Source organism: Providencia vermicola (genome assembly GCF_020381325.1).
In the GTDB taxonomy this organism is placed as follows: domain Bacteria; phylum Pseudomonadota; class Gammaproteobacteria; order Enterobacterales; family Enterobacteriaceae; genus Providencia; species Providencia vermicola.
Genome location: NZ_JAGSPI010000001.1, coordinates 203455 through 229811 on the forward strand (window position 1 = coordinate 203455; position 26357 = coordinate 229811).

Consider the following 26357-nt stretch of genomic DNA (forward strand, 5'->3'; position numbering starts at 1 on the left):
ACTTTGCTATTATTTCGTGTCTTGGGGCAATCTAATGACGGAATCAGCCTATAAATTTGGTGTTATTTATCGGCTTCAAGTTAAAAAGGGTGTGGTAGGGTAAGCTCGACGAATGAATTAGTGTTATATATTCACTATATTGAGAAGAGAACATCATGACAGTTCAAGCCATTGAAGGGGTTATTTCACAATTAAATGTGGTGGCGACGCAAGCGACTAACCCAATAAAACCGACTATTGAGCCAGTGGGCTTTGCGGATCACCTAGTTGCATCCGTTAACCAAATCAATAAAACGCGCAATGATTCTGCGAAGCAAATTGAAGATTTTACCCTTGGGAAGCAAGATATTTCCCTGAATGATGTGATGGTGGATATGCAAAAAGCCAGTCTAAGCCTGCAAATGGGCATTCAAGTGCGAAATAAGTTAGTAGCAGCATACCAAGAAATTATGTCAATGCCAGTGTGATTTATTTATCTATTTGAATATTACAAATTAATGGCCTTATCATTACCTTTATCGGGCAGTGGTGGGGCATTTTTATTCAAACTAATAATGAGCTTGAGTGACTTTGAGTTATCCCGCAATCAATATCATAGTTCTGCTTTGACAATACCCATCTTATTTATACGCTAATAAAGGCTGTAAGATAACCTGCAAATAACGCCAAATATGTCTAATTATTGTCCTATTCATATCAAGATAGCTAACAAAAATGTGTAAAAAAGTGGTATTGAAAACTTGAAATATTCACTGTGAGCCTTATATCAATAATGCACCAAGATAAAGCATGACGTCACACTAGGTTTATGGTGCAGGGTTATGTACGTTTAGTTTACGATATAGAATATTGAAGGAGCGTTTATGTCTAACATTCGATCTTTTTCATTATTTCCAACATTATCAGATAACTTACTTTCAAACCGATTTGACCAGATAGATAGATTGTTTAGCCAATTAACAGGTAATCGGCCGTTAACTTCAGAGCATCCTTATAATTTAAAACAAATAGATGATACGCACTATCAATTAACGGTGAGTGTGCCAGGTTATAAGGAAGATGACTTAACAGTATCCATGAAAGGTGGAAGACTATGTATACAAGGCGAACAATCCACTGAATTAAATAATGATTCAGAAAAATGGATCCATAAAGGGATCACTCAAAACAGGTTTTCCCTTGAATTTAATTTAGGCAAAAATGTGAAAATTGAATCTGCTGAATTATCGGGTGGGTTATTAGCATTAGATATTGAGTATGAAATTCCAGAGGAAGAAAAAACGCAAGTCATCGCGATTGAAAATAAAGATATGAAATCATAATATTATTTATCTATTTTAGCCCGCCAGAGATGGCGGGTTTTTTATGTCTAAAATGAGAATGGAAATTGTGTTTTATTAGGCGCAATTTTTAATGGAATTGCCCATGGGTTAGCGGGCAGGGTGTAAAATAAAATTGCAATTATGTTTTATGTGTGGCTTAATACCGTCACTGGTTTGGAAGTACAGGCCTATTTATGCTAGTCAGTTTAAAGTTGTTCACCATTAAGCGTTATCTCAGATACCCTTCATTGCGAATTCCTTCTAATTAATTCCATAAGTACCAATAAACAACCAAACGAACATATGCCTTATGGCAAATTTAAAAAATTAAAGGAAATTCTATGTCTAATACAATGACTGGTTCAGTAAAATGGTTTAACGATGATAAAGGTTTTGGCTTTATTACTCCTGCAGATGGCAGCAAAGATGTGTTTGTTCACTTCTCTGCAATCCAGAGTGATAACTTTAAATCTTTAGCTGAAGGCCAACAAGTTTCATTTTCTATCGAAAATGGCGCAAAAGGCCCAGCAGCTGCAAACGTAATTGCACTGTAAAAATTAATAAAAATCTATTTAGGTTTAATATTCACACTTTTGTAAAAGAGCGATGAAACCTTAGGCTTATTAATAGCCAGTTAGAATTTTATTCAAAACCTCGTTATGCGAGGTTTTGTTGTATATAAGGTATTATTAAATGCTGTTATTGTAAGCATTATTTTAATCGAGCTAGGAATTATCTCATTCATAGACTACAGTTAAATGAGTCAACACCTATGATGGGTAAATTTACATGAAAGCGATGTTTGTGGGAATTGTTGTTATCGCCACTTTTTGTTTACTAGTCACTAATGCATTGATATTAGCAATTTAAATAAATCAGTTGATAAGGCCCTCTTAGAGAGGGTTTTTTATTGCCCTAAAATCATCAGAGTGTAATTCTCAACATTGTCGGCTCATTTATTAGCTTGCCAAGTGTAGCCTCTGATATTTCCTCTCCTCCTCGTATGCCTCTGCGTCTAATTTATCTATTTGAATTATTAGAAAATAATCGAAACAGCACGTTACATAAGATAAATTGCAAAAATAAAGAACAAAAAATAGTCTAGGTTATCAAATTCATTATCTAAACTTAGAAGGCTTATATGTAAACTAATATTTGGGTCTGGCCTCAAGCTAACAATAAGAATTAAGGGGAGTAGAATGGATGAGCAGTATGATGTGGTGATTATTGGCAGTGGTCACAATGGCCTCGTTGCTGGAGCAAAGCTTGCGCACAAAGGGCTTAAAGTTGTTGTATTAGAGAGTGAAGATACAATAGGCGGGGCGGCTCGTACCGCTGAAATTACGCAGCCTGGCTTCCACCATGATTTGTATGCAACCAATATTGGGTTATTTTTAGGATCACCGTTTTATCAGGAATATCAAAGTGAACTGCATAAAAATGGCTTTGATATCGTGACCAGTGACCGCCCTTATTCCAATGTATTTCCAGATGGTGATGGGATAGGTGTGTACCAAGACCGAGCTAAAACCGATGCGATGTTTCGCAAATATTCCCCGCAAGATGCAGATAGTTTTTGGGCGCTACTCAGTTATTTTCAAAAAACCGTTGGGCATTTTGCGCCATTAATGCAAATGGAGTTGCCATCCTTTAAAGCAGCTAAGCAGTTGTTTTCCATGGTTAGGCACTTAGGTATGGGTGAATCGCTCAATTTGGCGCAATTAATTCTTAAATCCACACGGCAATTTTCAGAAGACTATTTTACGCATCCAAAAACTCGCGCATTATTTATTCCTTGGGCTTTTCACCTTGATTATGGGCCTGATGTAACAGGTGGAGCAACATTTTCATTTTTAGAAAGCTTAAGTGACCATCTTAATGGACTTTCCATTAGCCGTGGTGGCGTGGGGAATTTAATGCACAGTATTGCCAGAATTATTGAAAATCATGGCGGGAAAGTGCTGAGGCAAAAAGAGGTCACTGAAATTATTATCGAAAATGGTAAAGCGATCGGGGTGAAAACCACATCGGGTCAAACTTTTGGTGCGAAAAAAGCGGTTATTGGCAATATTACACCAACGCAAATCGTTAACTCGCTGATCAAAGAGCAGCACTTACCGAGCAGTTATATTCAAAAAGCGAAGCGTTATCGTTATGGTGCGGGTACGATGATGCTGCACTTTGCATTGGATAAACCCCTTGAATGGAATGCAGGGGAAGATTTTTCTAACTTTGGTTATGTACATATTGGCCCGTACACAGACGATATTTCCGCAACCTTTGACCAAGCACAAAGGGGGATTTTGCCCGATAGCCCAATGCTAGTGGTGGGGCAACAAAGTCGCAGTGACAGAACGCGTGCACCAGAAGGAAAAGAAACTCTGTGGGTACAAGTCAGAGCACTGCCATTTGCACCGACGGCGGATTCCCGCAATGAAATTGCCATAGGGGACTGGGGCTCAATGAAGCAGCAATATGCCGAACGTGTGATTGATAAAATTGCGGATTATGCGCCGAATATCAAACATAATATCCTTGATTATGCAGTGTTGTCCCCAGCAGATCTCATGCGGCATAACCGTAACTTGGTGAATGGTGACAGTGTATCGGGCAGCCATCAACTCAGTCAAAACTATCTTTTTAGGCCTTTCCCTGGGCATTCACGATATAGAACGCCGATTAAAAACTTGTGGATGATCGGTGCTGCGACGTGGCCAGGCGCGGGGCTTAATGCAATATCAGGGTATTTGGTAGCGGAGCATATTTTAAAATAGGGTATTTAGCCCCATTGAAATAGTCGTGAGCCTGATTAGGCTCGCGATAAAATTAGTTTTATAATCTTGTGTAGCATAACCCGTTTGGTTGATCCCATGATGAATCGATATGAATTAATCGCATATATTCAAAATAATTATGGCGTTATTCCTGAATACCCATGGGCAAGAGCCCCCACATTTGCGACCTTTAAACACGGCAATAACGGAAAATGGTTTGCGGTAATTATGGATATTGCTGCAAAAAAGATAGTCGAAGGTGGGGGAGAGGAAAAAATTGACATTGTGAATGTCAAAGTGCCCCCCGAGTTAGTCGGCTCATTGAGGTTACAAAAAGGGATTTACCCCGCTTACCATATGAATAAAGAACATTGGGTGACCGTGAAGCTAGGGGCAGAGGTAAGTGTTGCAGAGCTGATATCCTTGGTGGATGAAAGCTACCGTCTGACCACCTAATTTATGGTTTATCAAACAGGCTATTTGTCACCAATAGCTGTTGTTCGCAGCAAATTAAATCGTAAGATCACTAAACTTCCTTTATGGATAGAGAACTAGCATGCTTTCTCATTATATATCTCAAGCCCTAGCGGCTAAAAATTGTACATTAGTTGTTAACCAACAACAGCAAGATAGTTTATCTGAAGTGTTTATTAAAACTCGCCAATGGCAATTTGCGGATGGGGTCGTACTTTTATGCACAGAGGAAATTGAAATAGCGGAATTTACTTGTGATATTCAATGCCCTGAGCGCTGGATTATCTGGCAATTAGTCGAAGAGAATGGTCTGAAAATATTACCAAAAAGAAAAGAGTTTTTTAATATTTGCCAACAAAACTATTGGTTGAAAATGAAAAAGCAGTGTCAGCTCTAAAAAAGAAGGTTTTCATTAATAACTGTATTATTTCTATGGTTTTTTGCCTTACTCATAAACGAGAAATATCGCATAATTGCCTGCCGTGGTAAAATTTTATTTTTAGCCAAGCTATTATTTAAGTTAAGCCAGTCTAATCTTTCCTTAATTTTACTCTAAACGAGTATACAGATAAATCTGAATTTAACTAATAATGATATAAATAGTTTCATATGAAATTAAATATTGGGCAGTTAGATAAGCTTACCTAATCAAAAAATGAATCTTATATCCATTCTTTATCATTTCATTAACAATATTTGCTTCATTTTCTTCGTTTAGCTATGTAAGCTTACTTAGTTGTTATTCTAATTAATTACTAATGAAATCATTATGTTATATATTGTTGTTATGCGAATTTAAGGTACTATCAATCCTGTTTGAAATTCCCTTGGTTTTATTTATTTTATTATGCCGCCGAAAGGCGGCTTTTTTTATCACTTTTCTGCCAGCCATGTTCCACTTTTCTTCATGGCAAAACCAAACAATACACCAATCAGTAATGATTGAATGGTGATCAGCCATGCCCCCTGCGCAGCAAAAATGGTGCAGGTACCAACAAAGGTTCCAGGGATGTATGACAACCACTGTTTTTTTGCTTGAATGCACATAAAAAAGGCCACAAATCCTGTGACGAAATAGCCGATAAAGCTCGGCAAATTTTGCAAATAGCTACCGCTATGTAAGATAACTAATCCCCACACAACACCGCTGCTAACTGTTAGTGCGGTAATACCAAGGCCTTTGACGCCATCTTTCGGGTAGGCAAAGTAAGCCGTACAGCCCAGAAATCCTGCCCAGCCAATTAAGCCCAGTAAATCAGCGACCCATGCCCAAAGGCCCGAGAGAATTGCAGTAGTTAACGAAAGGCAAAAAAGTAATTTCACAATAGCGACTTCAAATAAGCGTTAATCAATTAAGGGAACCATGGGGTAATACCGCTGTTCAGTACGGTATTGTTATGCCATGTAGCCAACTCACACTCTGTTGCCTCGATTCAGCTTTTCGGTAATTAAAATATTCAACGCAAATGACTGGAAGTGAATTTACGTTAACGTATTTATAACCCGTTGTTATTTAGGCTGGATAACAGAGGTAAGAGCAAATAAAGGCGTGCATTGTATCCAGCTGATCCCCTGGTTGCAATTTGTATCTGCGGTTATTTCCCTGAATTCACAACTTAGATCAACTGCAATCGTTTACCTGTGTTTTTACAGGGAAAAGGACAAAAGTATATCCATTTTGCACGTCGATATTTAAGGGTGGCACGGTATATTTATCTTGCAGCTAAATTACTAAAATATATTTATTGGGGGAATAAATAGGGGGCTAATTAAGCCAGCGCAATCATATTACTTTGACTCGGCTTAGCCTCCTCTATTTATCGCCATAACCGTAATGGTACTTTGTATTCTTGGCAGAAGAAAAGCACAGGTTACAAGGGAATTATTCTACCAGCCAACAGCCATACCTGCACCAATGACAGGGCTATTGCTATTGTTCCATGCGATGGAGCTACGCAGGTTCACATTTTCTCTGACTTGATATTGTGCTCCAGCAGCAATTGCTTTGCCATTTTTATAATGCCCCATACCAATCCCTGCACTGAATCGGCTATTTAAGGAATAGGGAATATTGCTCATTGCCGCGACAGAAGCGATACCTGAATTGGCTTGTTTGGCAGTTTTATTTATTTTATGTTTGAGTTGTGTAACTTGCTGTTCATAGTGGTTATCGAGTTGGACAATTTTTTCATCCAATTGAGTATTAAAATTGCGCATTTCCCCGTAAATCTGGTCACTTAATTGATCCATTTTGTCGAAGCTTTGATGGCGGAGCTTATCAACGCTGATGTTGGTGTAAGTTTGGCTTTGGTTAGCCGCATCTTCCAATTTTAGCTCAGTCATTTTGCTATTGTTTTTTAGCTGGTTTTCAATGTTTTTTCTATCATTTTTTTGGGTCGTTGCGAGCTTTCTGGTGGTTTGATTTATTTTATCAATGCTGTTGCTATTTGCATCTGTATTGGACTCCAAATAATTCATTCGGTCATGGAAGTTTCGATCATTACTTGACAGACGGTCTATATCATATTGAATTTTTTCAAGTTCCGTAGGTGATGGAAGAAGGGGGTTATCTAACGCATAGCAAGACACACTAACAAGCAGTAATGAAGTAACCTGAATGACTCGGTGAGTTATTTTCATATTGAATTCCTTATCAATAATAACTTATTTATTCCATTTGTTTATTTGTCATCGTTTGAATGACATCAGCATGCTAGGGGGTTTTCGCTAAAATGAAAAATCGCTTATACAAGGCAGTTTATTCGGGATATTCGTGGTGGGGTAGTTTAACTCCAGTGTTATTTAAACAGGTGATGAGAAATTGTTAGTGATAGATAATTGTAAAATGAGTAATTGGTTAAATGACACTTTTTGCACATTTTTGGTGAAGTTTGTTAAATAACATGGTATTTTTCTGCCAAGCCTCATTGTAGCTTGTTTTTACACGAAATTTTAAATTGCTCGGTCAAGTTTTATGGCGAAAAAAACACCAATGTGCGAGTAAGGTTAAATCACAATGTCATTTTTTGCCTATTTTTGGTAAATGAAAAAGCTGATAATGTTTTCTATACTTATTTATTAGGCCATTCATTAGAAAAAGGCGTGTAAGCTTACCCTCCCTTAACGTGTTTAACGCGCGGTGTTGAGGTGCTTGCTTATGCAACTTTGTTTGTTTAGATAATTTGGCTGAGCAATAGATTCAATTATTAAGAATAAAGACTGAATTAATAGGATTTAAATTATGGCAGTAAGAGAAATTATTGAAATTCCCGATGAAAGACTGCGCATTAAATGCAGCCCAGTGACGGATTTCGCCGCGGTACAAACATTAATCGATGACCTAATCGATACCATGTACAGCACTGATAACGGCATTGGCCTTGCTGCTACGCAAATTGCTGAAACCAAATCCATTATGGTGATTGATATTTCGGAAAACCGTGATCAACCAATGGTGTTTGTCAACCCTGAAATCGTTGAAAGCGAAGGGGAAACCAGCTACCAAGAAGGGTGCTTGTCAGTGCCTGAAATATACGCGGATGTCGACCGTTTCTTACGTGTGAAAGTGAAAGCGTTTGATAGACACGGCAAGGCGTTTGAGGTGGACAGCGATGAGTTTTTAGCCATCGTGATGCAACATGAAATCGACCACTTGCACGGCAAAGTGTTCCTCGACCATTTATCGCCGTTAAAACGCAATATGCTGCTCAAAAAGCTGAAAAAACAGCAACGTTTAAAACAGCAGCAATAGTCATGGGAAGAGGCGTGTCAGGTTTGTTGGCCTGACACACAAATTTTATTCCCTAGGGCGAATAACCAACGGGGCGTCGCTCTCATCGAATTGCCCATAGCTGTTATTGAGCACCCGTTTTTGGTCTAATTGCTTAATTTCTTTGCTTAAAAAGTTTAAATGCTGTTGTAAATATTCTTTAGTCACACGTTCATTTTCAATAATTTTATGCAATAACTGAATAAATTCCTCAGTGATTGGCTGCTGTTCTTCGAACGCTTGCGTTAACGCGGTGAGGTTTTCCACCGCCAGAACATACTCCGTTTCGCGGGAGACCAGTGTCTCCCATTCCCCAGATTGCGCTAAGGCAACTAAATTTTCACTTAATACTAAAACATTACGGTATATTTCTTGTAAATCGATAGGATTTTTATTGTCCACCTGATTATCTTTCATCCACATTTGCACCGATTTGTTGCCATGCAGAGGCGATATCGGAGAGTAACTGGTAAACTTCTTGGACATAAGCCACGTCGTTTTCGAGGTTGGCACGGAGTAGCTGCATTGTCATATACTCATACAAACTTGCTAAATTTTCCGCAAGTTCGCCGCCAGCTTCATAATTTAACGACTGCTTTAACCCAGTGTCAATGATGTCGATAGCTTTTGAGATTTCTTTACCTTTTTCTGCCACCTTCCCTTGCTGCATAAAAATCTCCCCGCGTTTCAGGGCACTTAGCGCCCCTTTAAACAGGATTTGGATCAGCTGGTACGGGGTCGCGTTGGTGATTTCACTTTCCAAATCGACTTGCTGGTAGGCTTGCTGTGCGTGTCGTTGATACATATTTTTTAACCTAAAAGTCGGCCTAATGAGTTACTGGTACTGTTGAGGGAGGTCATCATTTTGTCCAAGTTTTGGAACTGACGGCGGTATATATCCATGGTATTTTCGATTTGCTTATTGGTCTGCTCAATACGTTTGTCTAAGCTTTTCTTTTTCTTTTGGATACCATCGGTGGCGTTGTGCAGTGTGCCTTCTTTGCTGTCCAAGGTGTCTTTTAAGTAGTTAAAGTTTTCAGTCCCAAAACCCGTTTTTTCACCGTCACCCGCAAAAAATACTTTGACGCTAGAGGGATTTTCTTTTAGCGCTTTATCTAATTTTTTATCTTCAATTTCTAAGGTGCCATCGAGTTTTTGCTTGATGCCCATTTTATTGAGTAAATTCATCTCTCCGCTATCTTGTGCAGTACGTACTTGTGAGCGCAGCGTGCTTTGAATACCCCGTAAGGTTGAATCGCCAATTAGTGGACCATTACTTTTATCTGGTGCAGTACCTTTATCTGTTGGAGTATATTTGGTGAGTTCTTTCGCTAACGTTTGGAATTCATTATAGGCATCTACCCACGCTTTAATTTTACCTTTAGCGGGTTCGATATCTTCAGAAACGATTAAATGATCAGCTTTACTATTTTCGCTTTCTTTTTTCAGAGTTAAAGTTAAACCAGGAAATAAGTCTTTGGCTTCATTGGTTTGTGATTCTAACTCAAAGCCGTCAATTTCCAGTAAAGCTGTTTGTGGGGCAACTTTTTGCACCATACCACTGTCTTTATCTGTATTTAAGGTAACGACACCTTTATCATCAATAACTGATTCAACATTGAGTATTTTAGCGAGTTCATCATCACCATCGACTTTAATGCTAATACGGTTTTCTGTACCTTCTTTTTTGGAAGTTACGACGAGGTGGTATTCGTTATTTTTATCTTTGATGACGGAGGCTGTGACGCCTTTGTCTGTTTTATTAATCGCATCTGCAATCTCGATTAAAGAGGTACTCTCTTTATCAAGTTTGATAACGATTTTGTCTTTAGCTTCTTTTTGAGAGGGCTGAGTAATGGTAATGGTGCGTTCATCTGCATCACTGCCTAATAATTTTTTATTATCAGTTTGCCCTTGGGTGGCAATAGTTTGCGCTTTTGCCAACCGAGTGACTAACACATCATGCACACCTGCGACGGCTTTACCGTCAGTTTTTACATCAAAGGCTTTATATTCACCATTCACTTTGGTGGTGCTGATATCGCCATATTTTTTTAGGTCTTCAGCCGCTTTTTTTAGTTTTTCTAAGGATGACTGCATTTTACCAAAGGCGCTAATTTGCGCGTCATAACTGGCTTTTTGGGTGGTTAATGGCTCTAAACGACGGCGTTCCATCGCTTCTAATTGGTCCATTTGTACGTTTAAATCTAAGTTTGACCCGATACCGAGTGTGGATATGCCTGCCATGTTTTCTCCTACGCTATTCTCGTCATCCTTCAAGTTGCAGGGGGGCTGACTTCGTTCAGCTAGCCGAATCACATACTTGTGTATGCTCATCGGTCTATCTTCACTTGTCGCCTACCTGTAATTCGAATGATTTAGAGTCTATGCCTGTGTCATTAACTCTGAAATAGAGCCTATTTAGAGTCTTATCGGCAAAACGGAGCAAAATTTTAGACTATTCTGAAAAACAACGATGGCGGGAAGTAACGAGGTAAACCTAGGTATTTATCCTTATTAGGGTTGAATAATCATAAAATTGATAAAAATAAAATAATTTCCAACAAAATAATAAAGCAAAAAGCGCCTTCCCGTGCCACTTTTGCCGTTATCGATGAAATTTTTATTCAAAAAGCCTAAAGGGGTTTTGGTTACAGCCGATAAACATATTGCTGACGAAAATCACTCAGTTAAGCACATAGGCTTAACTTATTAATTTGAATAACAAGGACATTACCATGGCACAAGTTATTAACACTAACATTCTGTCTCTGACCACTCAGAACAACTTAAACCGTTCACAAGGCGTATTAGGTACAGCAATTGAGCGTTTATCTTCTGGTTCACGTATCAACAGTGCAAAAGACGATGCAGCAGGCCAAGCCATCGCTAACCGTTTTACGGCTAACGTTAAAGGTTTAACTCAAGCAGCACGTAACGCGAACGACGGTATCTCTATCGCACAAACTGCGGAAGGTGCGGTTAACGAAATTAACGACAACTTACAACGTATTCGTGAGTTGACTGTTCAAGCACAAAACGGCACAAACTCTAAGAGCGATATCGAATCTATCAATAAAGAAGTTACAGCACGTATGAGCGAGATCAACCGTATTTCTGAGCAAACTCAGTTTAACGGAGTAAAAGTTCTTAGTGAAGATACTTCAATGAAGATTCAGGTTGGTACTAACGATTCAGAAACTATCGCTATTAACTTGAAAAAAATCGATAGTACAGAGTTAGGTTTGACTGGTTTTGATGCAAGTAAAGGCAAGTTCGGCTCAGAAGTCACAGCTGATAGCTTTATTAAGACCCTTCAAGGTGATCTGGACGATAATGTATCTGCAACTGCAGCAGCTAAGAAAGGTTTTGATGATATCACGGTTGGTGGCGAGAAACTTACTAATGTTAAAGTTTATTATGCAACCAATAACGATGGCACAGAAGATAAAGGCAATGTATTTATCGTTGGTAAAGATGCAGATGGCAAAGAAGTTACAGCTAAAGCTGCTGCACCAACAGTAACTGCAGGGAAGAAAGAATCTGGTGCAGGTGCTGGTGATGAAGTTGAACCAGAACTAGTATTTGCGGATGCGACAGCATTAACGGCTGAGGAACAAGAAGCTCTGGATGCTAAAGGCCCTCTAGGTACTTTAGACAAAGCATTAGCAACAGTTGATAGCTTACGTTCAGACTTAGGTGCTATTCAAAACCGTATGCAGTCTACCATCAACAACCTGAATAACTCAGTTAACAACCTGAGTGCTGCACGTAGCCGTATTCAAGATGCTGACTTCGCAACTGAAGTGTCTAACATGAGCCGTGGCCAGATTCTGCAACAAGCAGGTACTGCTGTGTTGGCGCAAGCTAACCAGGTTCCACAAGGTGTTTTAAGTCTATTACGTTAAGTTAGACTTGTATTCCTGATTGAAGGCCAGCTTGCTGGCCTTTTTCATGCCCGTCATATTAGCCGTCATATTTCGCACCATAGCGTTGTTGGCTGCGCTCAGCTACTCGAATCATGTAATTGTGTACGCTCATCGAGATATCTTCACTTGCCGCCTACCTACAACTTAAATTATTTAAGGGATTCAATTTGGTGTATTTGGGGGAGGAAATATTTATTAGAGGGGGGCCGCCATATTTTAAGTGAATTTATTCTGTGCTTTAGTACTCATCTTAACACTGGAGCAAATCAGTATATTTGATAACAGAATGAAAAAAATAATGAGCAGTGGGTGGTTGGTAATAAAGCCAGATTTATAAACATACGGTAACGCTATCCCTCCCAATATATCCCCAGTTAAGAAGGCGGTTTGTATTAAACCAAAAACATGTTCAGCATTGCCTTTTTGTGCAATTTCCATTTCAATAAAGTTTATTAACAGTGAGCAAACCGTTCTAAACATATACATTGCAATAACGGATGCCGCAAAAATAAGCGGTAACCTCATTTTAATTGACCAAAATACCCCATATAGCATCAACATACATAAACAAGAGAAAACCAGTAAAGAAAACGATTTATTTTTATCAGAAAAAAGAAGCATAAAAAGGTTTTTAAGAATAAGCCCAGTAATCACCCCTATTGACATCACTAAGCCCATATTGGCATCTGAAAAATGCATATTTTTTAAATAAATAGGAATAATAGGCAAGATTAATGCCCAACTGGCTCCGCTGAGGATAAAGGCAATAAATAAAATCAGATCTTTTTTACTGAATAGCTTAAAAAATGACGTGTTTTTTTTCGGGTCTGGCTTGGGTAAAGTCTGTTCTTTTTGTTGGGTATTTAATGATGCAATAGTGAACATTACAACGAACACCATCCCACCGCTAATTATCAGAGCCGAGCGGTATGCATTTGAGTCTACAGTAGAAAGAAGGGTCACTAACGCACCAGCAATAAATGCTCCAAGGCTTTGAGCAAGGGTACTTAAGTTATCGCTGTGCAGTAACATTTTGCTTTGTGCTGATTTTTCTGCATTAAAAATCAATGATTTCAGGGCAATGGCAATGATACTTGCTCCCATTCCCGCCATTAAACCAGAGGTAATCGCAATACTGATCCCTATAGGATATGCCCTAAGTATCAAGCCCCCACCATATAGGAAAAAACCGACAAATAAACTGTTCTTAGTGCCAACATGCGAAAGTCCTTTCACATAAAACATTGAGCATGCGCCAGCAATTGCCATCATGACATAAGAAACTGAGAATAAATTTAATTGCCCTTGTTGTTCCCAATAGATGGGTTGTAATGTTTTTGATATCCACATGGGAAATAAAAAAAAGAAATAAAATAAATATATTTTGTATGCCATTTTACATACTCAGGATTTTAATGTTTTCTTTTACTAAAAGATTGTTTGGAAAAATTTTCTGGCATTCTAAGAGGTAATTGTAGGCAGCCGCCTTCGAATCTTGGGCGATTTTTTCAGCTTGTAAAATTAACCATTCAGGAGTCATGAAAATGCCAGTTCTTTGCATAAGCTGATCCATAATTTTATAATTGTTATTTAATGAAAGAATATAAGCATAATTATAGGCTGTAAGGTTATCGCCTGAAATTTCCCAAGCAAGGCGAGCATGTTTTTCTGCTGAAATATAATCCTCAGATGATAAAAACGCTATGCTCATATGATAGTGGCTATCGCTATGCATTGGACTAACAGATAAGGCTCTTTGGATGTTGTCTATATAGCCTGCCATATCTCCTTTATCATAAAAACACATTGCCAGCTCAAGATGATATTCAGGAAAAGCATAATCAATTTCAAGTAGTTGATTGAAATATATTATTGCATCATCATGTTTACCTAATTGTTTATAGCAGAGACATATATTATAAATAATTACAGAGCGATGCATATAGTGCATGCTATGCTTGTCTGATAACTGTTGAAGTCCCCAATTAAGAAGTTTTATAGCTTCATCTGAGTCTCCTTCCCTAAAAAGAATAAGGCCATATCCATTTCTGTTAAATACAGTGAAAAAATTCTTTTTATCTTGTTCTAAATAATCTAATTGACCTGATTGAATAATGTTATAAGCTTCCTGTAAAAATTGGCGTCCTTTTTCAATATTGCGTTTATTAGATTTATGATGTCGAAGATATAGCATTGACAATGTATAATTCGCTTTAACAATGCTTAAAGGCTCTTTTGATTCTTTACTTTTTAAGTAATAATACTCAGCCTCAATAGGTTTATTGATACAGTTTTTAATTGTACCAATCATAAGTGCTTGTGATTTTTCGTAATCACCAAGGTACTCTAGGCAGTGTTCGATTAGGTGGTCGGCACTGTATATATCACCAGAATTTATAATCATCTGGATATAGAGTTGAATAATATTAATATCGCCAAGTTTTTCTTTGATTAATTCATTAACTAAATTAGTTTCATTTTCAGTTAAATGTGTTTCTTCATTTTTAGTGCAATCTACAAGTAAGTTTACAGAAACATTCATGCGATATAATGCCTGGACAAAACAATTGATTAATGGATGTGATGTGAATTTTGCTGTAATATTGACTGTTTTAATTTCTGCTATTGCTATTTTTTTAGCTAATTCTGCAATTTTCCTAAATACTCTGTCACTTAGATAATATCTAATTTGGTCATCAGGTTTAATTCTATCCGTTAAGGACAGTTTACTCTTATCAAAATTTTCCAAAGGATAAAGAAATTTCTTATCATGGATAGTAAGTTGTTCTTGTGAAATATATCTAAGTAATATATTACGAATGATAAGATATTCCAAAGGAATGCTGGCAGCTAGTTTGAAGTAATCCATATGATATAGTCCTCCAATGAAAAGGAGGCGATAGCCTCCTTTTTATCAAATTACTTAGCGTTGTACATGACAGAAAAGTCTATACGTTTAGTGTTTGGTTTATGCTTGATCATTTTCATAGTAAACCCCTTTAATAAAAAAACTAATTTGTGATTAAACTAAAGCATCGTTGCATCGTTGCATCAGTAAATCTAAAACTACAATTGTTAAGTGATTTCGTCAAATGTAAAATGATTTGGTTTATTGGCGTGAAATTACTACAATAATATGTTTATGGTAAAGTATTAATCTTGAATGGTAGTGTATGGTAAAATAAATAACTAGAAATGGGTTGGTGGATTAGAAATAAAGTCAAGTTTCAACTATTATTTATTTTAATGTTTTTTATATCAGTTAATTAATCTTGATTGATTAATTAACTAAACTATCGTTTTTTAATTTAATGTCTTAGTTTAATATCTTAATTTAATATTTTAACTTAACCTTTAATTTAAAACAAAAAATATAATAAGTTTGATATATAATTGGTATCAAATTTTCAATAATTATATTCTTTATATATGATCTATTAGTTTGATTTTTTTTATCGGCATTCATATTCAGAGTTATATTTACATAGGTCAACATGCTTAAGGCTAAGTTAGCTTGTTGCTTACTAATAGCTTCATTTGTGTTAAGGGGGCTAACTCAGCCTACAATTCAATGGAAAAGTCGAAAGTTCAAACCTGAAATTTAATGAAAAAGCTACCTTTTAACAAAACAACCCCTCCCACTTGTATTGCCCATCAAATCTCCTGAAAGTTGTGTTAAAACAACCATTAACCTTGTAATCATTCAAATTTGGCCTATTTAGGATAAGGGAAATAAAGCCACATTTAGTGCCTTACTCTACGGATTGAAATCAAAACCAACACAGATAATGGGTACCTTTTATAAAGCTTGAAGGGTGATTCAGGTTGTGAGTGATTTGTATACTGCCGAAGGTGTGATTAATAAAAATAGCCTATGGGAGCGTTATTACCCTCTAATACGCCATGAAGCCCTGAAACTGCAAGTTAGACTACCCGCCAGTGTTGATATCGACGACCTAATTCAAGCGGGGGGCATTGGTTTATTGCATGCATTGGAACGTTTCGATGTCACCCAAGGGGCATCGTTCGCCACCTATGCGGTGCAGCGTATTCGTGGCTCAATGCTTGATGAACTGCGCAGCCGTGACTGGGTGCCGCGCAGCGTGCGTCGCCAAGCAAGGGAAATGACCAAGGCCATTGGCGTGCTAGAACAATCACTGGGGCGCAGCGCGACGGAGCCAGAAATCGCCAAAGCGCTGGATATTGACCTTGCAGAGTATCGCCAAGCACTGCTGGATACCAACAACAGCCAGCTATTTTCCTACGATGAGTGGCATGAAGTTCACGGGGAAAGCTGTGAACCGCAAATGGATGAGAGCGACGGCGGTAACCCGCTAAGCTTGCTGATGGAGTCGAGCTTAAAGGCGCAAGTGATGGCGGCGATAGACCAGTTGCCAGAACGCGAGAAAATGGTGCTGACGCTGTACTACCAAGAGGAGCTGAACCTGAAGGAGATTGGTGCGGTGCTGGAGGTGGGGGAGTCGAGGGTGAGTCAGTTGCATAGTCAGGCTATTAAGCGCTTGCGTGGTCGTCTTAAATGATGCTCGTCATACTTCGCTTCAAACAAGATGCTCGTCATACTTCGCACCACAGCGTTGTTGGCTTCATGAGTTCACCCTAGTCACATACTTATGTATGCTCCTAGGGCTAAACTCACTCGCCGCCTAGCTGTAGCACGAATTATTTAGAGCATCGCTACTAAGTTAAAAGAGTGTTTCTTGAAATTATTCTTTGGAGCATCGCTGCGGAGTTAAAGAATTTTTTTGAATTTGTTGTGTATGATTAGGTTAGGGCATCGTTGTTGAGTTAAAAGCTATTTTCTTGAATTTGTTATGTGAGTACCTTAAAGACCCTGTTGGTAAATTTTCTTTAAAATTTCTTTTCCCATTGCTTCCTCAATATCAATCCCTATCGGCGGATTTGGCTAAATAGGTCTCTGCGGTGGTGTGCCAAGCTCTTGGTGATTGGGTGAAGCCCAATTTCAGATATTCGGTGAGATTGCTGTCGGTGGAGAAAAACAAAATTTGGCAGTCGGGGGGAAGCTCTTCGGCGGCAATGCGCATTAATTGACGGTCGATGCCGTGTTTTTGATAATGTGCATCAATGGCAAGCTCACAAATATAACAGCAAGAACTAAAATCCGTGACCGCGCGGACAAATCCCACCACTTGCTCGTCATCCCATGCACTAATCAATAAATCCGCGTTATTCAGCATTGCATCTAATTGAGTTAGGTTATCGGTTGAAACCGTTTCTTTAAACGGCGATTGAAGAATTAACCGAATAAAATCCTCAATCGATATGGCGAAATTCACTTTATAGTTCAGACGGCTGGCAATAGCATCCATAGGGTTTCCCTTGCAATCAAATAGCTCTTTTATAGGTTTAGCCTGAAATGGTGAAAGTTTCCTGTTTTTAGGGGAGATTTATCAATAATTTCTGTGTTTATGGAATGGTGGTTTGCGTGAAATCGACAATATCGTTATCTATTGAATGGGCTGATTAATTAATATATTTAATTTTTAGCCGCATTCGTCTATTCCAATTATTGCTTAAATATCTTAAGTTAAATTCAATGCTGCCATTATATTTTCAAAATACACGCGGCAAGGTAAAGCACCATAAGAATTCTATTCAACAAATAAATGAACGAGATATGACTATGGAACTAAAGGATTATTACAGCATCATGGGTGTAAATCGCACCGATGATTTGAAGACTATTAAAACCGCATATCGCCGCTTAGCGCGCAAATATCACCCTGATGTTAGCAAAGAACCTGATGCGGAAGCGCGTTTTAAAGAAATCGCCGAAGCGTGGGCAGTACTGAGTGATAAAGAAAAGCGTACAGAATACGATGAGATGTGGGAACACCGAAACGACCCTTATTTTAACCAAGGGGCTCAAGGCCAGCAAAGTCATTCATACTCCCAGCAAGGTTTTGATTCAGGGAATTTCGATGATATTTTCTCATCGATGTTTTCTCAACGTGCACGCAGTGGTAGCACAAGGCAGCCTCGCAGTCACCGCGGCCAAGACCTCGAAGTTGAATTAGCTATTTTCCTCGAAGAGAGTCAAGAATCACACAAACGCACCATAAGCTACAATTTACCAGTTTATAATGCCTACGGTTTTATCGACAATGAAATCCCCAAAACATTAAATGTAACAATCCCCGAGGGGGTTATCGATGGGCAACGCATCCGCTTAAAAGGGCAAGGTACCGCAGGGGAGAATGGCGGTGAAAACGGGGATTTATGGATCACTATCCGCATTGCTCCACATCCATTATTTGATATTAAAGGGCATGATTTGGAAATTGTGGCGCCCTTAGCACCATGGGAAGCAGCGCTAGGCACCAAAATCACCATTCCGACGCTCAAAGACCCTATTGTTATTACGGTTCCTGCAAACAGCCAAGTGGGTCAAAAATTACGGATTAAAGGAAAAGGATTGGCGCACAAGGGGCATGCCGGTGATTTATACGTGATTATAAAAGTGGTGATGCCAGAGAGCAGTGATGCACAATCCAATGCACTGTGGCAGAAGTTGGCGGAGGCACAACAGAGCTTTGACCCGCGTAAGAATTGGGGAGGAAAATAATGGAACAGTTAACAACACTCACCGTTATTGATTTCTGTATTCATACAGGTATCGCCGAAGATGAATTACAGGAAATTGTCGGGCTGGGGATAATCCAACCGATTGAAACAACGCATGAATGGTTATTTGATGACCAAGCCGTGGTTATTGTGAGAAGGGCGGTGCGTCTTTACCATGAGCTAGAGATTGATTGGCCAGGGATTGCAATGGCCATGAGCTTGATGGATCAAAATAACAGATTGCGGCGTGAAAATGAGATGCTACGGTTACAGCTCAAACGTTTTATTGATGAATAATACCAATAATTAATCAAGTTACAGTTGTTAGGATTAGTGTGTATTGGGCAAAAAATGCAGGCTAATTTCTCATAAAAAAGCCCTTATCATGGAGATAAGGGCATAATAACGACAACGAGATTTTTTTTATGTTAATTAAATAGCTGCTGCTTGGGCAATTAATTGACCAAGCGCTTGCCAGTCTTCTTTGTCAATTAAGTCATTTGGCACCATCCACGAGCCACCGCAGACTAACACCGATGGTAATGCGTTGTATTCCTTAATATTTTTCACGCCGATACCGCCAGTTGGCATAAATTTCACTGGGTAAACAGCGCTCAGGGCTTTTAGCATAGCAACACCGCCAGAGGCTTCCGCAGGGAAGAATTTTAAGGTGGTCAGGTTAAACTCAAGGGCCTGTTCGACGAGGCTTGGGCTATTCACCCCAGGAATAATAATCACTTTCTTTTGTTGGCAATAAGCGACAATTTTGGGGTTAAAACCTGGGCTAACAATAAAGTCCACACCTGCATCAATAGCTTGATCAACTTGTTCAGTGGTTAACACGGTGCCCGCAGCAATCAGCAATTCAGGGTAGGCGGCACGCATATTTTTAATGGCTTGCACGGCGGCAGGGGTACGAAAAGTCACTTCCGCACATGGCAGGCCGTTTTCTACCAAGGCTTTAGCAAGTGGTGCGCCATGTTCTGCATGATTAATGGTGATCACGGGAACAACGTTCAGTTTTTTAATTCTTTCAATCAGTTGATTCATGGCTAAAGCCCCTTAACATTTTCCTAAATCGGTGGTTGGCATGGCCTCGGCAGGAATAATTGCTCCCCGGTGTTGGATAACAGTTCCCGCCAGTAAGTGGCCAGTTTTTGCTGCGTCGCAGGGTGTGCCGCCCAAAATGCGGCAGGCAAGATAGCCTGCACTGAACGAATCCCCTGCGGCGGTGGTATCAATGACGTGACTGACTTTATTTGCTGGCACTTCATAGCGCTCATTATCGATGACCACGTAGCAGGCCTCTGCACCACGTTTGATCACAATCTCATTTACGCCATACAGTTGCGTTCGCGAAATGGCTTCGATTTCGTGGCAATCCCCATACAGAAGTTGCTCGTCATCAAAGGTCAGAAACGCGATATCAGTTAATTTTAATATTTGTTGGTAAGCCTGTTGTGCGGCTTCTTTTGATGGCCAAAGTGCAGGGCGATAGTTATTATCAAACACAATTTTCGCACCGTGCTGTTTAGCTTGTTGCAGTATTTCCATTAAAAGTTGGCGAGCTGCGTCAGGTAAAATCGCTAAGCTGATGCCACTTAAATAAATAAATTGTTGTGAATTAAGAAGTTGCTGTGTGTGTGCTTTGCTGTTTTCATCCAACCAAAATTTGGCTGCTGCGTTATCGCGCCAATAAAAGAAACGGCGTTCGCCATCAGCGGAGGTCTCAATTAGGTACATCCCTGGTAAATGCTTTTGTGAAATTGAGACTGCTTCAGTATTAATACCTTCCTGCTGCCAACTATCCAGCATTTGTTGGCTGAATGGGTCTTTTCCTAAACCAGTGATATAGCGTGTTGTCACACCCTGTTTTTGAGTTAAGCGAGACAAATACAGCGCAGTGTTTAGCGTGTCCCCACCGAAGGTTTGTTTATACAGCTCCCCCGACTTTTGTAATTCAACCATGCACTCGCCAATGACGGCAACTTGCGGATGTGTACTCATTTTTATCACCTGCGCGATTACGACTGTGTTATCGATTACTGACCTGATGAGGCTATTAAAACGCATTTGGTACAGAAACTCAATAAAAATGAAACGCTGTTTTAAAAATAATGAATCGACGTTCTTGTTTTTATAAGGTTCGACAATTATGCTATGGCGTATCGCGTAGTTTTAATTGGCTTTATGATATTATCGCGGCCAATCTAATAGGATGAAGAAAATAACATGGATAAGACGACTCAGACTGATGCCGTATCTGCGGTGGTGAAAGTATTTAGTATTCTCAGTGCGTTAGGGGAGCAAAAAGAGATTGGTGTTTCTGAGCTATCCCAGCGTTTATTAATGTCAAAGGCCACCACCTTTCGTTTTTTGCAAACCATGAAACAATTGGGCTACGTGGAACAAGAAGGTGAGGCAGATAAGTACTCACTGACATTAAAGCTCTTTGAATTAGGCGCAAAGTCCCTTGAATATGTGGACTTAATTGAAATCGCGGACAAAGAAATGCGCCATATTGGGCAAATAACCCATGAAGCCGTGCATTTAGGGACATTGGATGAAGATGCCATTATTTACATTCATAAAATTGATTCCAGCTATAACTTGCGCATGTATTCGCGGGTAGGACGCCGTAACCCACTGTATTGCACAGCAATTGGTAAAATTTTACTGGCTTGGCAAGATGAAGATGCCATCCGTTTGGCTTTAAAAGATGAAACGTTTACCCAAAAAACGAATACAACCATTTTAAGCATCGAAAATTTGCTGGTGGAATTAGCTGCAGTGCGGGAATGCCACTATGCGCAGGATAGAGAAGAGCAAGAACTCGGTTTGCGTTGTGTTGCGGTGCCTGTGTATGACCGCTTAGGGCATGTGGTGGCAGGGTTATCAATTTCGTTCCCAACCATCCGTTTTGATGAGCAGCAACTCGACCACTATGTACAATTGCTAAAAGCGTCAGGTCGCCGTATTTCAGAAAAAATGGGATATCACCATTATCCATGATATTGATGATATCGGGTTATTTACGCGTTTAGTTTTTGGGTAAATAACTCGGTGTATTCAAACTCCTGAGTCTGCTCTGGATTGCCAGAGCTTGTGGCTTCAGGGTATGGCTTATTACCTGGTCGGTCACGTGTTAAGCTCCACATCGAAACAAGGTTCAAGCCAATCATTGATGTAATTTGAATCTAATCATACCGTTCTTGGTCGTCAATACTGGAATAGAACAGTTTTAATTGGTTTTTGATATTGATGGCTGCTAATGCTTAGCGCGTAGTAATCCACTTTAGCAGCAAAAGGTATTCCCAACGGTTGATCTAGTGAGAAAAGTGATTGATTTAGAAAATAAATTAGCCCTTAAAAAATAGCGTATTCCGCACCAATATTTGAAATAGGCGATAGGTCGTTTTGTTATTAAGTTCAGTGAGCGATTAGACGGCTATAATTGAATGAAAGGCAAATACATAGGATAAGTTACAGGATCCTGATGAATTTCGATATAGCAAATGATTGGTTTTTCTATTTGTTTATATATGTAATTTATTGTGTGCGTATAATCCAACTATTGAGGCGGGAATTATGGATTATGGGTTATCTTGGCTTTTGTATTTAAAGTGTCAGAAAACCGACTTTTTTTAAAATCCCTTATTAATTAATGTGATAGTTTTGAAAGTCAAGTGGATGGGGCGTAGAAAGATTCTGGTGGTCATGTTCATGCTATCAGATTGCTATTTAGTGGTTAGTAACAAATTAAGGGAGCTGTTACCTTTCTTTATATTATAATTACACCTATATTGAGTTAATTAATTAAAATATAGCATCATAATAGAATGCCTAACTTGATGAAATGACGATATGACAAAAAGAATACTACTTATTGCAACCTTATTTTCTATTACTCTGCATAGTTACGCCATTGAACTTAAGGTACCGATCGGTGCGAAAGGTTACCTAGGTGAGGTTGTGCCGCCTGTTGCATCTTCAACGGCATATTTACATACAACAACACTTCTTGAGGGTAATACAGTACATTACGAGATAAGTTTAAGGACATCGGCAACAATTGAACCGTTACGTTATTTTCCTGAAATAGGAACAGCAGGAATTGAATTTATTAATACGAATAATCCTGATAGTGGCTCAATTGTGTTAACAATTAACGGGGCTTTAAATGGCTCGTTTCTACGTTATAATAGCGATATAAGGCAAAATGTTTCAGCAACCGTTTTAAATGGGAAAAGTGTTAACCTGAATGGGTTATATATTTTTATAAATAAAGCTAGTAAAGCTGAAACAGTTTGGGGAATAGCTCCAAAGTCAGGTAGTAGCAATTTCTTTTATAGGTCTGGCGCTTCAAATGTAAATCCAACCACTTTTACAGTGACGAGTTATTCAGCATATGCAATTGGTGGTGGGCTCAAAGCTGGGGTGTATAAAATCCATCCAGGGTATGAAAGTGTGGGTCTGGTGACAACGGGAGGATATTCTTATGAAGATGGTAGGCCTGCACTTTTCGATAAAAATAGTAATGTTACTATTACAGCACTAAAAAGTTGTAATCTGACCCCCTCTACACCAACCAATATCCAATATCCAGCACAGTTAAGTCAGAATTACCCTACGCCGAAAAACCTTGCAAGTGAACAAGCCGTTGTGCAAGTGAGTTGCTATGAAGCAGGGAAAGAAGGGTTCTTAACATTAGGCCCTTTAAACCCAATGGTGGCAGGAAGCACAACAGGGATGGTATTAACGGGCTCAGAAGACGATTCAGGTGACTTGCCCTATATTGCAACGTCTGCAACAAGCCAAGGTGATAGTGTGTGCAACGCGAACTCGTCAGATGCAATCCCTTATTTAGGTAGTCAATCTATTTCTACGATACCAGGTAAAGACTTCACTAAATCACTCTTTTTTAACCTTTGTGCAAATGGAAATATTAAACCTGGGAAATATAAAGGAGCGATCAACGTATCTGTGTTAGTGGAGTAGTGGTAGCGTGAATTCTATCTAGTCACTGGCTTTTGCTAGAAGAACAAAGTTGTCAAACCTTATTCGAACTGGGAGCCCAAATTCAACATTATGGATGAATGACCACCAACAAATGAAAAAATATGATAACAAGTGGGCCTGTATAATGAGTGGTTTAATGACGGATTGTAAAATAAGAAGGGAGCGATAAGCTCCCTTGAGGTTGTTGACAAAGTGGATAAAAACGTAGTTTTGCCCAGTTTGTGTTATCAGCCAAAATCAATAAATTGATTTTCGTTAGTTTTTTTCAAAACCTTTCCAACCTGTAGACAAACGGATTAGGTTTGGTCATACAGATTCAGGAAATGTGAGAGTTGCCCCGGGAGATTCGCGACTCAAATGAATGAAATTCATATGTTTTTCATACTGATCAAGAATATCGCTAATAACCTGCTCTTTGGTGTAATCCATTAAATCGTTTCCTTGCGAACCTTCCCATAAAAAGGTTTCTAAACGGAAATAATGGGATTTCCCTGAACGGGCACGATAGGTAAAACCGGGAACGGAATAACGTTGTGGCCATACTTGGTAAATAAAGCTTTGCTCTTCACCTAAGTCAACAGTGAGCTCTAGATGGTCTAACCGTTCATCGGAAATGGGAGGTAGAATGCTAAACTCGACCTTCGCTCCCCTTAAAGTCAGCTCTTTCGCTACGTCTTGCATCGCAGGGATACATACTAAATCCAACATTCTTTGTGTATAAGAGGTTCCAGGGAAGTTCATGACACGGCCTAAACGCTGCTTCCAGTTTAATGTGCCATTGCCATACAGTGGCGCTGGCGCATTGGTATTTAAGGAACTGACTCGTCTAAAATCCTCCACTTTTAATGATTTATACAAGCCTGCCATAATAAAGAAAATCACAAAGCTAAAGGGGAGCCCCATAATGACAGTGGTGTTTTGTAACGCAGCAACACCATCGGTCATCAGCATACCTAATGTGAGTAAGCCAATAGCCACTGACCAAAAAATACGTAACCAATTAGGAGCATCATTATTGATATCACTGAGTTTTGACGTGAAATTCCCCAGTACCAGCGAGCCAGAATCGGCGGAGGTGACGTAGAAAAGCAACCCAGTGATCGTGGCAAGTGAAGCGGTTAGGCCAAATCCAGGATACAGCTCAAGGAGGGAATAGAACCCTTTTTCAGGGGCTTCCAAGACCGTTTTTGCGAGTTCGCTATTTCCGTGAATAATTTCATACAAAGCACTATTACCAAAAATGGATAGCCATAACAGAGTGAAAACAAACGGAATAATTAAGGTGCCAATCACAAACTGGCGGATTGTTCGCCCCCGTGAAATACGCGCGAGGAATAACCCGACGAATGGAGACCATGCTACCCACCACGCCCAGAAAAACAGGGTCCAGCTATTCATCCAATCCGTTGGGCGGTCAAATGCGAAGCTATTGAGTGTCATCCCCATAAAGCGGTTAACGTAGTCTCCGACATTTAACACGAGTGCATTGAGTAAGAATTCGGTATCACCAACAAATAAAATAAATAAAATCAGCCCTAAAGCGAGTAGGACATTAAGTTCGGACAATACCCGTATGCCTTTATTGACCCCTGATGTGGCGGATATCACAGCCATCACAACGGAAAGGAAAATTAAGCCACTTTGTACGGTTAACCCTTGAGGTAAATCAAATAGGACTTTTAAGCCATAATTTAGCTGGACGACACCGATCCCCAGAGTGGTGGCAATTCCGAAAATGGTCCCCAAAACGGCGGCGATATCGACAGTGTGGCCGATTGGGCCATCAATACGCTTACCAAATATTGGATAAAGAGCGGAACGGATCGTTAGGGGTAAATTATAGCGGTAACTAAAGTAGCCTAATGCAATTCCCATTAATGCATACATTGACCAGCCCGTTAGGCCATAGTGGAACAGTGTCCACACCATCGACTGACGAGCTGCTTCTAATGTTTCGCCTTCGCCAGTTGGCGGTAGCATATATTGTGTGACGGGTTCTGCCACGGAGAAAAACATTAAGTCAATCCCTATCCCCGCAGCAAATAACATGGCTGACCAACTTAGCATGCTAAATTCGGGCTTGGATTGTTCTGGCCCAAGTTTGATATTTCCGAAACGAGATGTTGCGACAAAAATCACGAACACTATGTATAACGTTGCAGCTAACAGATAATACCAGCCAAAGGTTTTTGATACCCAACCAAGGGTAGCGACGATCCATTGATTTGCTGTTTCGGTCATCAAGATAGTGAAAAAAGAAAACGCGAGTATTAGACCCGCAGAAGTGAAAAAAACCACAGAATTTAATTTGTCTTTCTGCTGATTTTTCGAACTATTAAGAGTTGTCATCGGCAGTTCCACATTTTATTTATTTAACAGGTGAAAAATTATCATTCTTGCTAATTTATTGAAATTTAAGCAAGTTAACCTTGTTTTATCCTATTCTCCTCCATATAATTGTGAATTA

25 protein-coding genes are annotated in these 26357 nt (G+C 39.3%); 13 read left to right on the plus strand and 12 right to left on the minus strand.

All coding sequences use genetic code 11. The features are described 5' to 3' along the window. Positions 1–155: 155 nt before the first annotated feature. From fliE to KDJ85_RS00915, 6 genes are all read left to right on the plus strand, one after another. Complete coding sequence (gene fliE / locus KDJ85_RS00890; RefSeq protein WP_206083873.1) at positions 156–467, plus strand: flagellar hook-basal body complex protein FliE; 312 nt, start codon at positions 156–158, stop codon at positions 465–467. Positions 468–863: 396 nt separating this feature from the next. Next, positions 864–1322: an Hsp20 family protein gene (locus tag KDJ85_RS00895; protein ID WP_225818051.1), complete on the plus strand. Its 459-nt coding sequence runs from the start codon at positions 864–866 to the stop codon at positions 1320–1322. A 341-nt stretch (positions 1323–1663) separates the two neighbouring features. Next, positions 1664–1876 carry a transcription antiterminator/RNA stability regulator CspE gene (cspE, locus tag KDJ85_RS00900; protein WP_206083875.1) on the plus strand — a complete coding sequence of 71 codons (213 nt, stop codon included), beginning with the start codon at positions 1664–1666 and terminating at the stop codon, positions 1874–1876. Positions 1877–2521: 645 nt separating this feature from the next. Further along, positions 2522–4096 carry a phytoene desaturase family protein gene (locus KDJ85_RS00905; protein ID WP_225818052.1) on the plus strand — a complete coding sequence of 525 codons (1575 nt, stop codon included), beginning with the start codon at positions 2522–2524 and terminating at the stop codon, positions 4094–4096. Positions 4097–4192: 96 nt separating this feature from the next. Then, on the plus strand, positions 4193–4552 hold the full coding sequence (locus KDJ85_RS00910) for an MmcQ/YjbR family DNA-binding protein (protein ID WP_338050574.1): 360 nt from the start codon (positions 4193–4195) through the stop codon (positions 4550–4552). Between the two features lie 100 nt (positions 4553–4652). Then, a complete protein-coding gene (locus KDJ85_RS00915; protein ID WP_225818053.1) occupies positions 4653–4967 on the plus strand; it encodes a hypothetical protein in 315 nt (104 codons plus the stop codon). 476 nt (positions 4968–5443) lie between these two features. On the opposite strand, the gene KDJ85_RS00920 is transcribed toward KDJ85_RS00915, so the two are convergent. After that, positions 5444–5893 carry a DUF1097 domain-containing protein gene (locus KDJ85_RS00920; protein WP_225818055.1) on the minus strand — a complete coding sequence of 150 codons (450 nt, stop codon included), beginning with the start codon at positions 5891–5893 and terminating at the stop codon, positions 5444–5446. A 564-nt stretch (positions 5894–6457) separates the two neighbouring features. Next, the gene (locus KDJ85_RS00925; protein ID WP_225818057.1) at positions 6458–7210 is read right to left on the minus strand and encodes a YadA C-terminal domain-containing protein; all 753 of its coding nucleotides are present in this window, start codon (positions 7208–7210) and stop codon (positions 6458–6460) included. Between the two features lie 601 nt (positions 7211–7811). Here KDJ85_RS00925 and def point away from each other — a divergent pair. Further along, positions 7812–8321: a peptide deformylase gene (def, locus tag KDJ85_RS00930; protein WP_225818059.1), complete on the plus strand. Its 510-nt coding sequence runs from the start codon at positions 7812–7814 to the stop codon at positions 8319–8321. Positions 8322–8366: 45 nt separating this feature from the next. On the opposite strand, the gene fliT is transcribed toward def, so the two are convergent. From fliT to fliD, 3 genes are read right to left on the minus strand one after another with little or no spacing between them, the layout of a single operon-like run. After that, positions 8367–8756, minus strand: a complete 390-nt coding sequence (fliT, locus tag KDJ85_RS00935) for a flagellar protein FliT (protein ID WP_225818061.1) — start codon at positions 8754–8756, stop codon at positions 8367–8369. Beyond that, positions 8746–9144, minus strand: a complete 399-nt coding sequence (gene fliS, locus KDJ85_RS00940; RefSeq protein WP_225818064.1) for a flagellar export chaperone FliS — start codon at positions 9142–9144, stop codon at positions 8746–8748. Before fliS ends, fliT begins: the two co-directional genes overlap by 11 nt. A 5-nt stretch (positions 9145–9149) precedes the next feature. Further along, a complete protein-coding gene (fliD, locus tag KDJ85_RS00945; protein WP_225818065.1) occupies positions 9150–10586 on the minus strand; it encodes a flagellar filament capping protein FliD in 1437 nt (478 codons plus the stop codon). Between the two features lie 491 nt (positions 10587–11077). On the opposite strand from fliD, the gene KDJ85_RS00950 reads away from it, so the two are divergent. Then, positions 11078–12247, plus strand: a complete 1170-nt coding sequence (locus tag KDJ85_RS00950; protein ID WP_225818067.1) for a FliC/FljB family flagellin — start codon at positions 11078–11080, stop codon at positions 12245–12247. 237 nt (positions 12248–12484) lie between these two features. On the opposite strand, the gene KDJ85_RS00955 is transcribed toward KDJ85_RS00950, so the two are convergent. Further along, the gene (locus KDJ85_RS00955) at positions 12485–13663 is read right to left on the minus strand and encodes an MFS transporter (protein WP_225818069.1); all 1179 of its coding nucleotides are present in this window, start codon (positions 13661–13663) and stop codon (positions 12485–12487) included. Position 13664: 1 nt separating this feature from the next. Further along, on the minus strand, positions 13665–15137 hold the full coding sequence (locus KDJ85_RS00960) for a tetratricopeptide repeat protein (protein ID WP_225818071.1): 1473 nt from the start codon (positions 15135–15137) through the stop codon (positions 13665–13667). A gap of 958 nt (positions 15138–16095) precedes the next feature. On the opposite strand from KDJ85_RS00960, the gene KDJ85_RS00965 reads away from it, so the two are divergent. After that, positions 16096–16809: an RNA polymerase sigma factor FliA gene (locus KDJ85_RS00965; RefSeq protein ID WP_225818073.1), complete on the plus strand. Its 714-nt coding sequence runs from the start codon at positions 16096–16098 to the stop codon at positions 16807–16809. A 360-nt stretch (positions 16810–17169) separates the two neighbouring features. Here the strand turns inward: KDJ85_RS00965 and KDJ85_RS00970 are convergent, their stop codons facing one another. After that, on the minus strand, positions 17170–17616 hold the full coding sequence (locus KDJ85_RS00970) for a GNAT family N-acetyltransferase (protein WP_225818075.1): 447 nt from the start codon (positions 17614–17616) through the stop codon (positions 17170–17172). A 314-nt stretch (positions 17617–17930) separates the two neighbouring features. Between KDJ85_RS00970 and cbpA the strand changes: the two genes are divergently transcribed. Continuing rightward, positions 17931–18872, plus strand: a complete 942-nt coding sequence (gene cbpA, locus KDJ85_RS00975; RefSeq protein ID WP_225818348.1) for a curved DNA-binding protein — start codon at positions 17931–17933, stop codon at positions 18870–18872. Beyond that, a complete protein-coding gene (locus tag KDJ85_RS00980; RefSeq protein WP_225818077.1) occupies positions 18872–19168 on the plus strand; it encodes a chaperone modulator CbpM in 297 nt (98 codons plus the stop codon). Before cbpA ends, KDJ85_RS00980 begins: the two co-directional genes overlap by 1 nt. Positions 19169–19303: 135 nt before the next feature. Here KDJ85_RS00980 and KDJ85_RS00985 read toward each other — a convergent pair whose 3' ends face one another. Both KDJ85_RS00985 and kdgK read right to left on the minus strand, forming a co-directional pair. Further along, a complete protein-coding gene (locus tag KDJ85_RS00985; RefSeq protein ID WP_225818079.1) occupies positions 19304–19921 on the minus strand; it encodes a bifunctional 4-hydroxy-2-oxoglutarate aldolase/2-dehydro-3-deoxy-phosphogluconate aldolase in 618 nt (205 codons plus the stop codon). Between the two features lie 12 nt (positions 19922–19933). Further along, on the minus strand, positions 19934–20878 hold the full coding sequence (gene kdgK / locus KDJ85_RS00990) for a 2-dehydro-3-deoxygluconokinase (RefSeq protein WP_225818081.1): 945 nt from the start codon (positions 20876–20878) through the stop codon (positions 19934–19936). Positions 20879–21103: 225 nt separating this feature from the next. Between kdgK and kdgR the strand changes: the two genes are divergently transcribed. Further along, complete coding sequence (kdgR, locus tag KDJ85_RS00995) at positions 21104–21883, plus strand: DNA-binding transcriptional regulator KdgR (protein WP_225818084.1); 780 nt, start codon at positions 21104–21106, stop codon at positions 21881–21883. Between the two features lie 20 nt (positions 21884–21903). Here kdgR and KDJ85_RS01000 read toward each other — a convergent pair whose 3' ends face one another. Next, a complete protein-coding gene (locus KDJ85_RS01000; RefSeq protein WP_225818086.1) occupies positions 21904–22053 on the minus strand; it encodes a hypothetical protein in 150 nt (49 codons plus the stop codon). 682 nt (positions 22054–22735) lie between these two features. Here KDJ85_RS01000 and KDJ85_RS01005 point away from each other — a divergent pair. Continuing rightward, complete coding sequence (locus KDJ85_RS01005; RefSeq protein WP_225818088.1) at positions 22736–23869, plus strand: frataxin family protein; 1134 nt, start codon at positions 22736–22738, stop codon at positions 23867–23869. A gap of 327 nt (positions 23870–24196) precedes the next feature. On the opposite strand, the gene KDJ85_RS01010 is transcribed toward KDJ85_RS01005, so the two are convergent. Continuing rightward, positions 24197–26239 (minus strand): choline transporter, encoded by a 2043-nt coding sequence (locus tag KDJ85_RS01010; RefSeq protein ID WP_225818090.1) that lies wholly within the window; start codon positions 26237–26239, stop codon positions 24197–24199. Between the last annotated feature and the right edge of the window lie 118 nt (positions 26240–26357).

Coding starts and splice junctions, on each gene's coding strand:
- fliE (WP_206083873.1), top strand. CDS start 156: ATGACAGTTCAAGCCATTGAAGGGGTTATTTCACAATTAAATGTGGTG.
- KDJ85_RS00895 (WP_225818051.1), top strand. CDS start 864: ATGTCTAACATTCGATCTTTTTCATTATTTCCAACATTATCAGATAAC.
- cspE (WP_206083875.1), top strand. CDS start 1,664: ATGTCTAATACAATGACTGGTTCAGTAAAATGGTTTAACGATGATAAA.
- KDJ85_RS00905 (WP_225818052.1), top strand. CDS start 2,522: ATGGATGAGCAGTATGATGTGGTGATTATTGGCAGTGGTCACAATGGC.
- KDJ85_RS00910 (WP_338050574.1), top strand. CDS start 4,193: ATGATGAATCGATATGAATTAATCGCATATATTCAAAATAATTATGGC.
- KDJ85_RS00915 (WP_225818053.1), top strand. CDS start 4,653: ATGCTTTCTCATTATATATCTCAAGCCCTAGCGGCTAAAAATTGTACA.
- KDJ85_RS00925 (WP_225818057.1), bottom strand. CDS start 7,210: ATGAAAATAACTCACCGAGTCATTCAGGTTACTTCATTACTGCTTGTT.
- def (WP_225818059.1), top strand. CDS start 7,812: ATGGCAGTAAGAGAAATTATTGAAATTCCCGATGAAAGACTGCGCATT.
- fliT (WP_225818061.1), bottom strand. CDS start 8,756: ATGAAAGATAATCAGGTGGACAATAAAAATCCTATCGATTTACAAGAA.
- fliS (WP_225818064.1), bottom strand. CDS start 9,144: ATGTATCAACGACACGCACAGCAAGCCTACCAGCAAGTCGATTTGGAA.
- fliD (WP_225818065.1), bottom strand. CDS start 10,586: ATGGCAGGCATATCCACACTCGGTATCGGGTCAAACTTAGATTTAAAC.
- KDJ85_RS00950 (WP_225818067.1), top strand. CDS start 11,078: ATGGCACAAGTTATTAACACTAACATTCTGTCTCTGACCACTCAGAAC.
- KDJ85_RS00955 (WP_225818069.1), bottom strand. CDS start 13,663: ATGGCATACAAAATATATTTATTTTATTTCTTTTTTTTATTTCCCATG.
- KDJ85_RS00960 (WP_225818071.1), bottom strand. CDS start 15,137: ATGGATTACTTCAAACTAGCTGCCAGCATTCCTTTGGAATATCTTATC.
- KDJ85_RS00970 (WP_225818075.1), bottom strand. CDS start 17,616: ATGGATGCTATTGCCAGCCGTCTGAACTATAAAGTGAATTTCGCCATA.
- cbpA (WP_225818348.1), top strand. CDS start 17,931: ATGGAACTAAAGGATTATTACAGCATCATGGGTGTAAATCGCACCGAT.
- KDJ85_RS00980 (WP_225818077.1), top strand. CDS start 18,872: ATGGAACAGTTAACAACACTCACCGTTATTGATTTCTGTATTCATACA.
- KDJ85_RS00985 (WP_225818079.1), bottom strand. CDS start 19,921: ATGAATCAACTGATTGAAAGAATTAAAAAACTGAACGTTGTTCCCGTG.
- kdgK (WP_225818081.1), bottom strand. CDS start 20,878: ATGAGTACACATCCGCAAGTTGCCGTCATTGGCGAGTGCATGGTTGAA.
- kdgR (WP_225818084.1), top strand. CDS start 21,104: ATGGATAAGACGACTCAGACTGATGCCGTATCTGCGGTGGTGAAAGTA.
- KDJ85_RS01000 (WP_225818086.1), bottom strand. CDS start 22,053: ATGATTGGCTTGAACCTTGTTTCGATGTGGAGCTTAACACGTGACCGA.
- KDJ85_RS01005 (WP_225818088.1), top strand. CDS start 22,736: ATGACAAAAAGAATACTACTTATTGCAACCTTATTTTCTATTACTCTG.
- KDJ85_RS01010 (WP_225818090.1), bottom strand. CDS start 26,239: ATGACAACTCTTAATAGTTCGAAAAATCAGCAGAAAGACAAATTAAAT.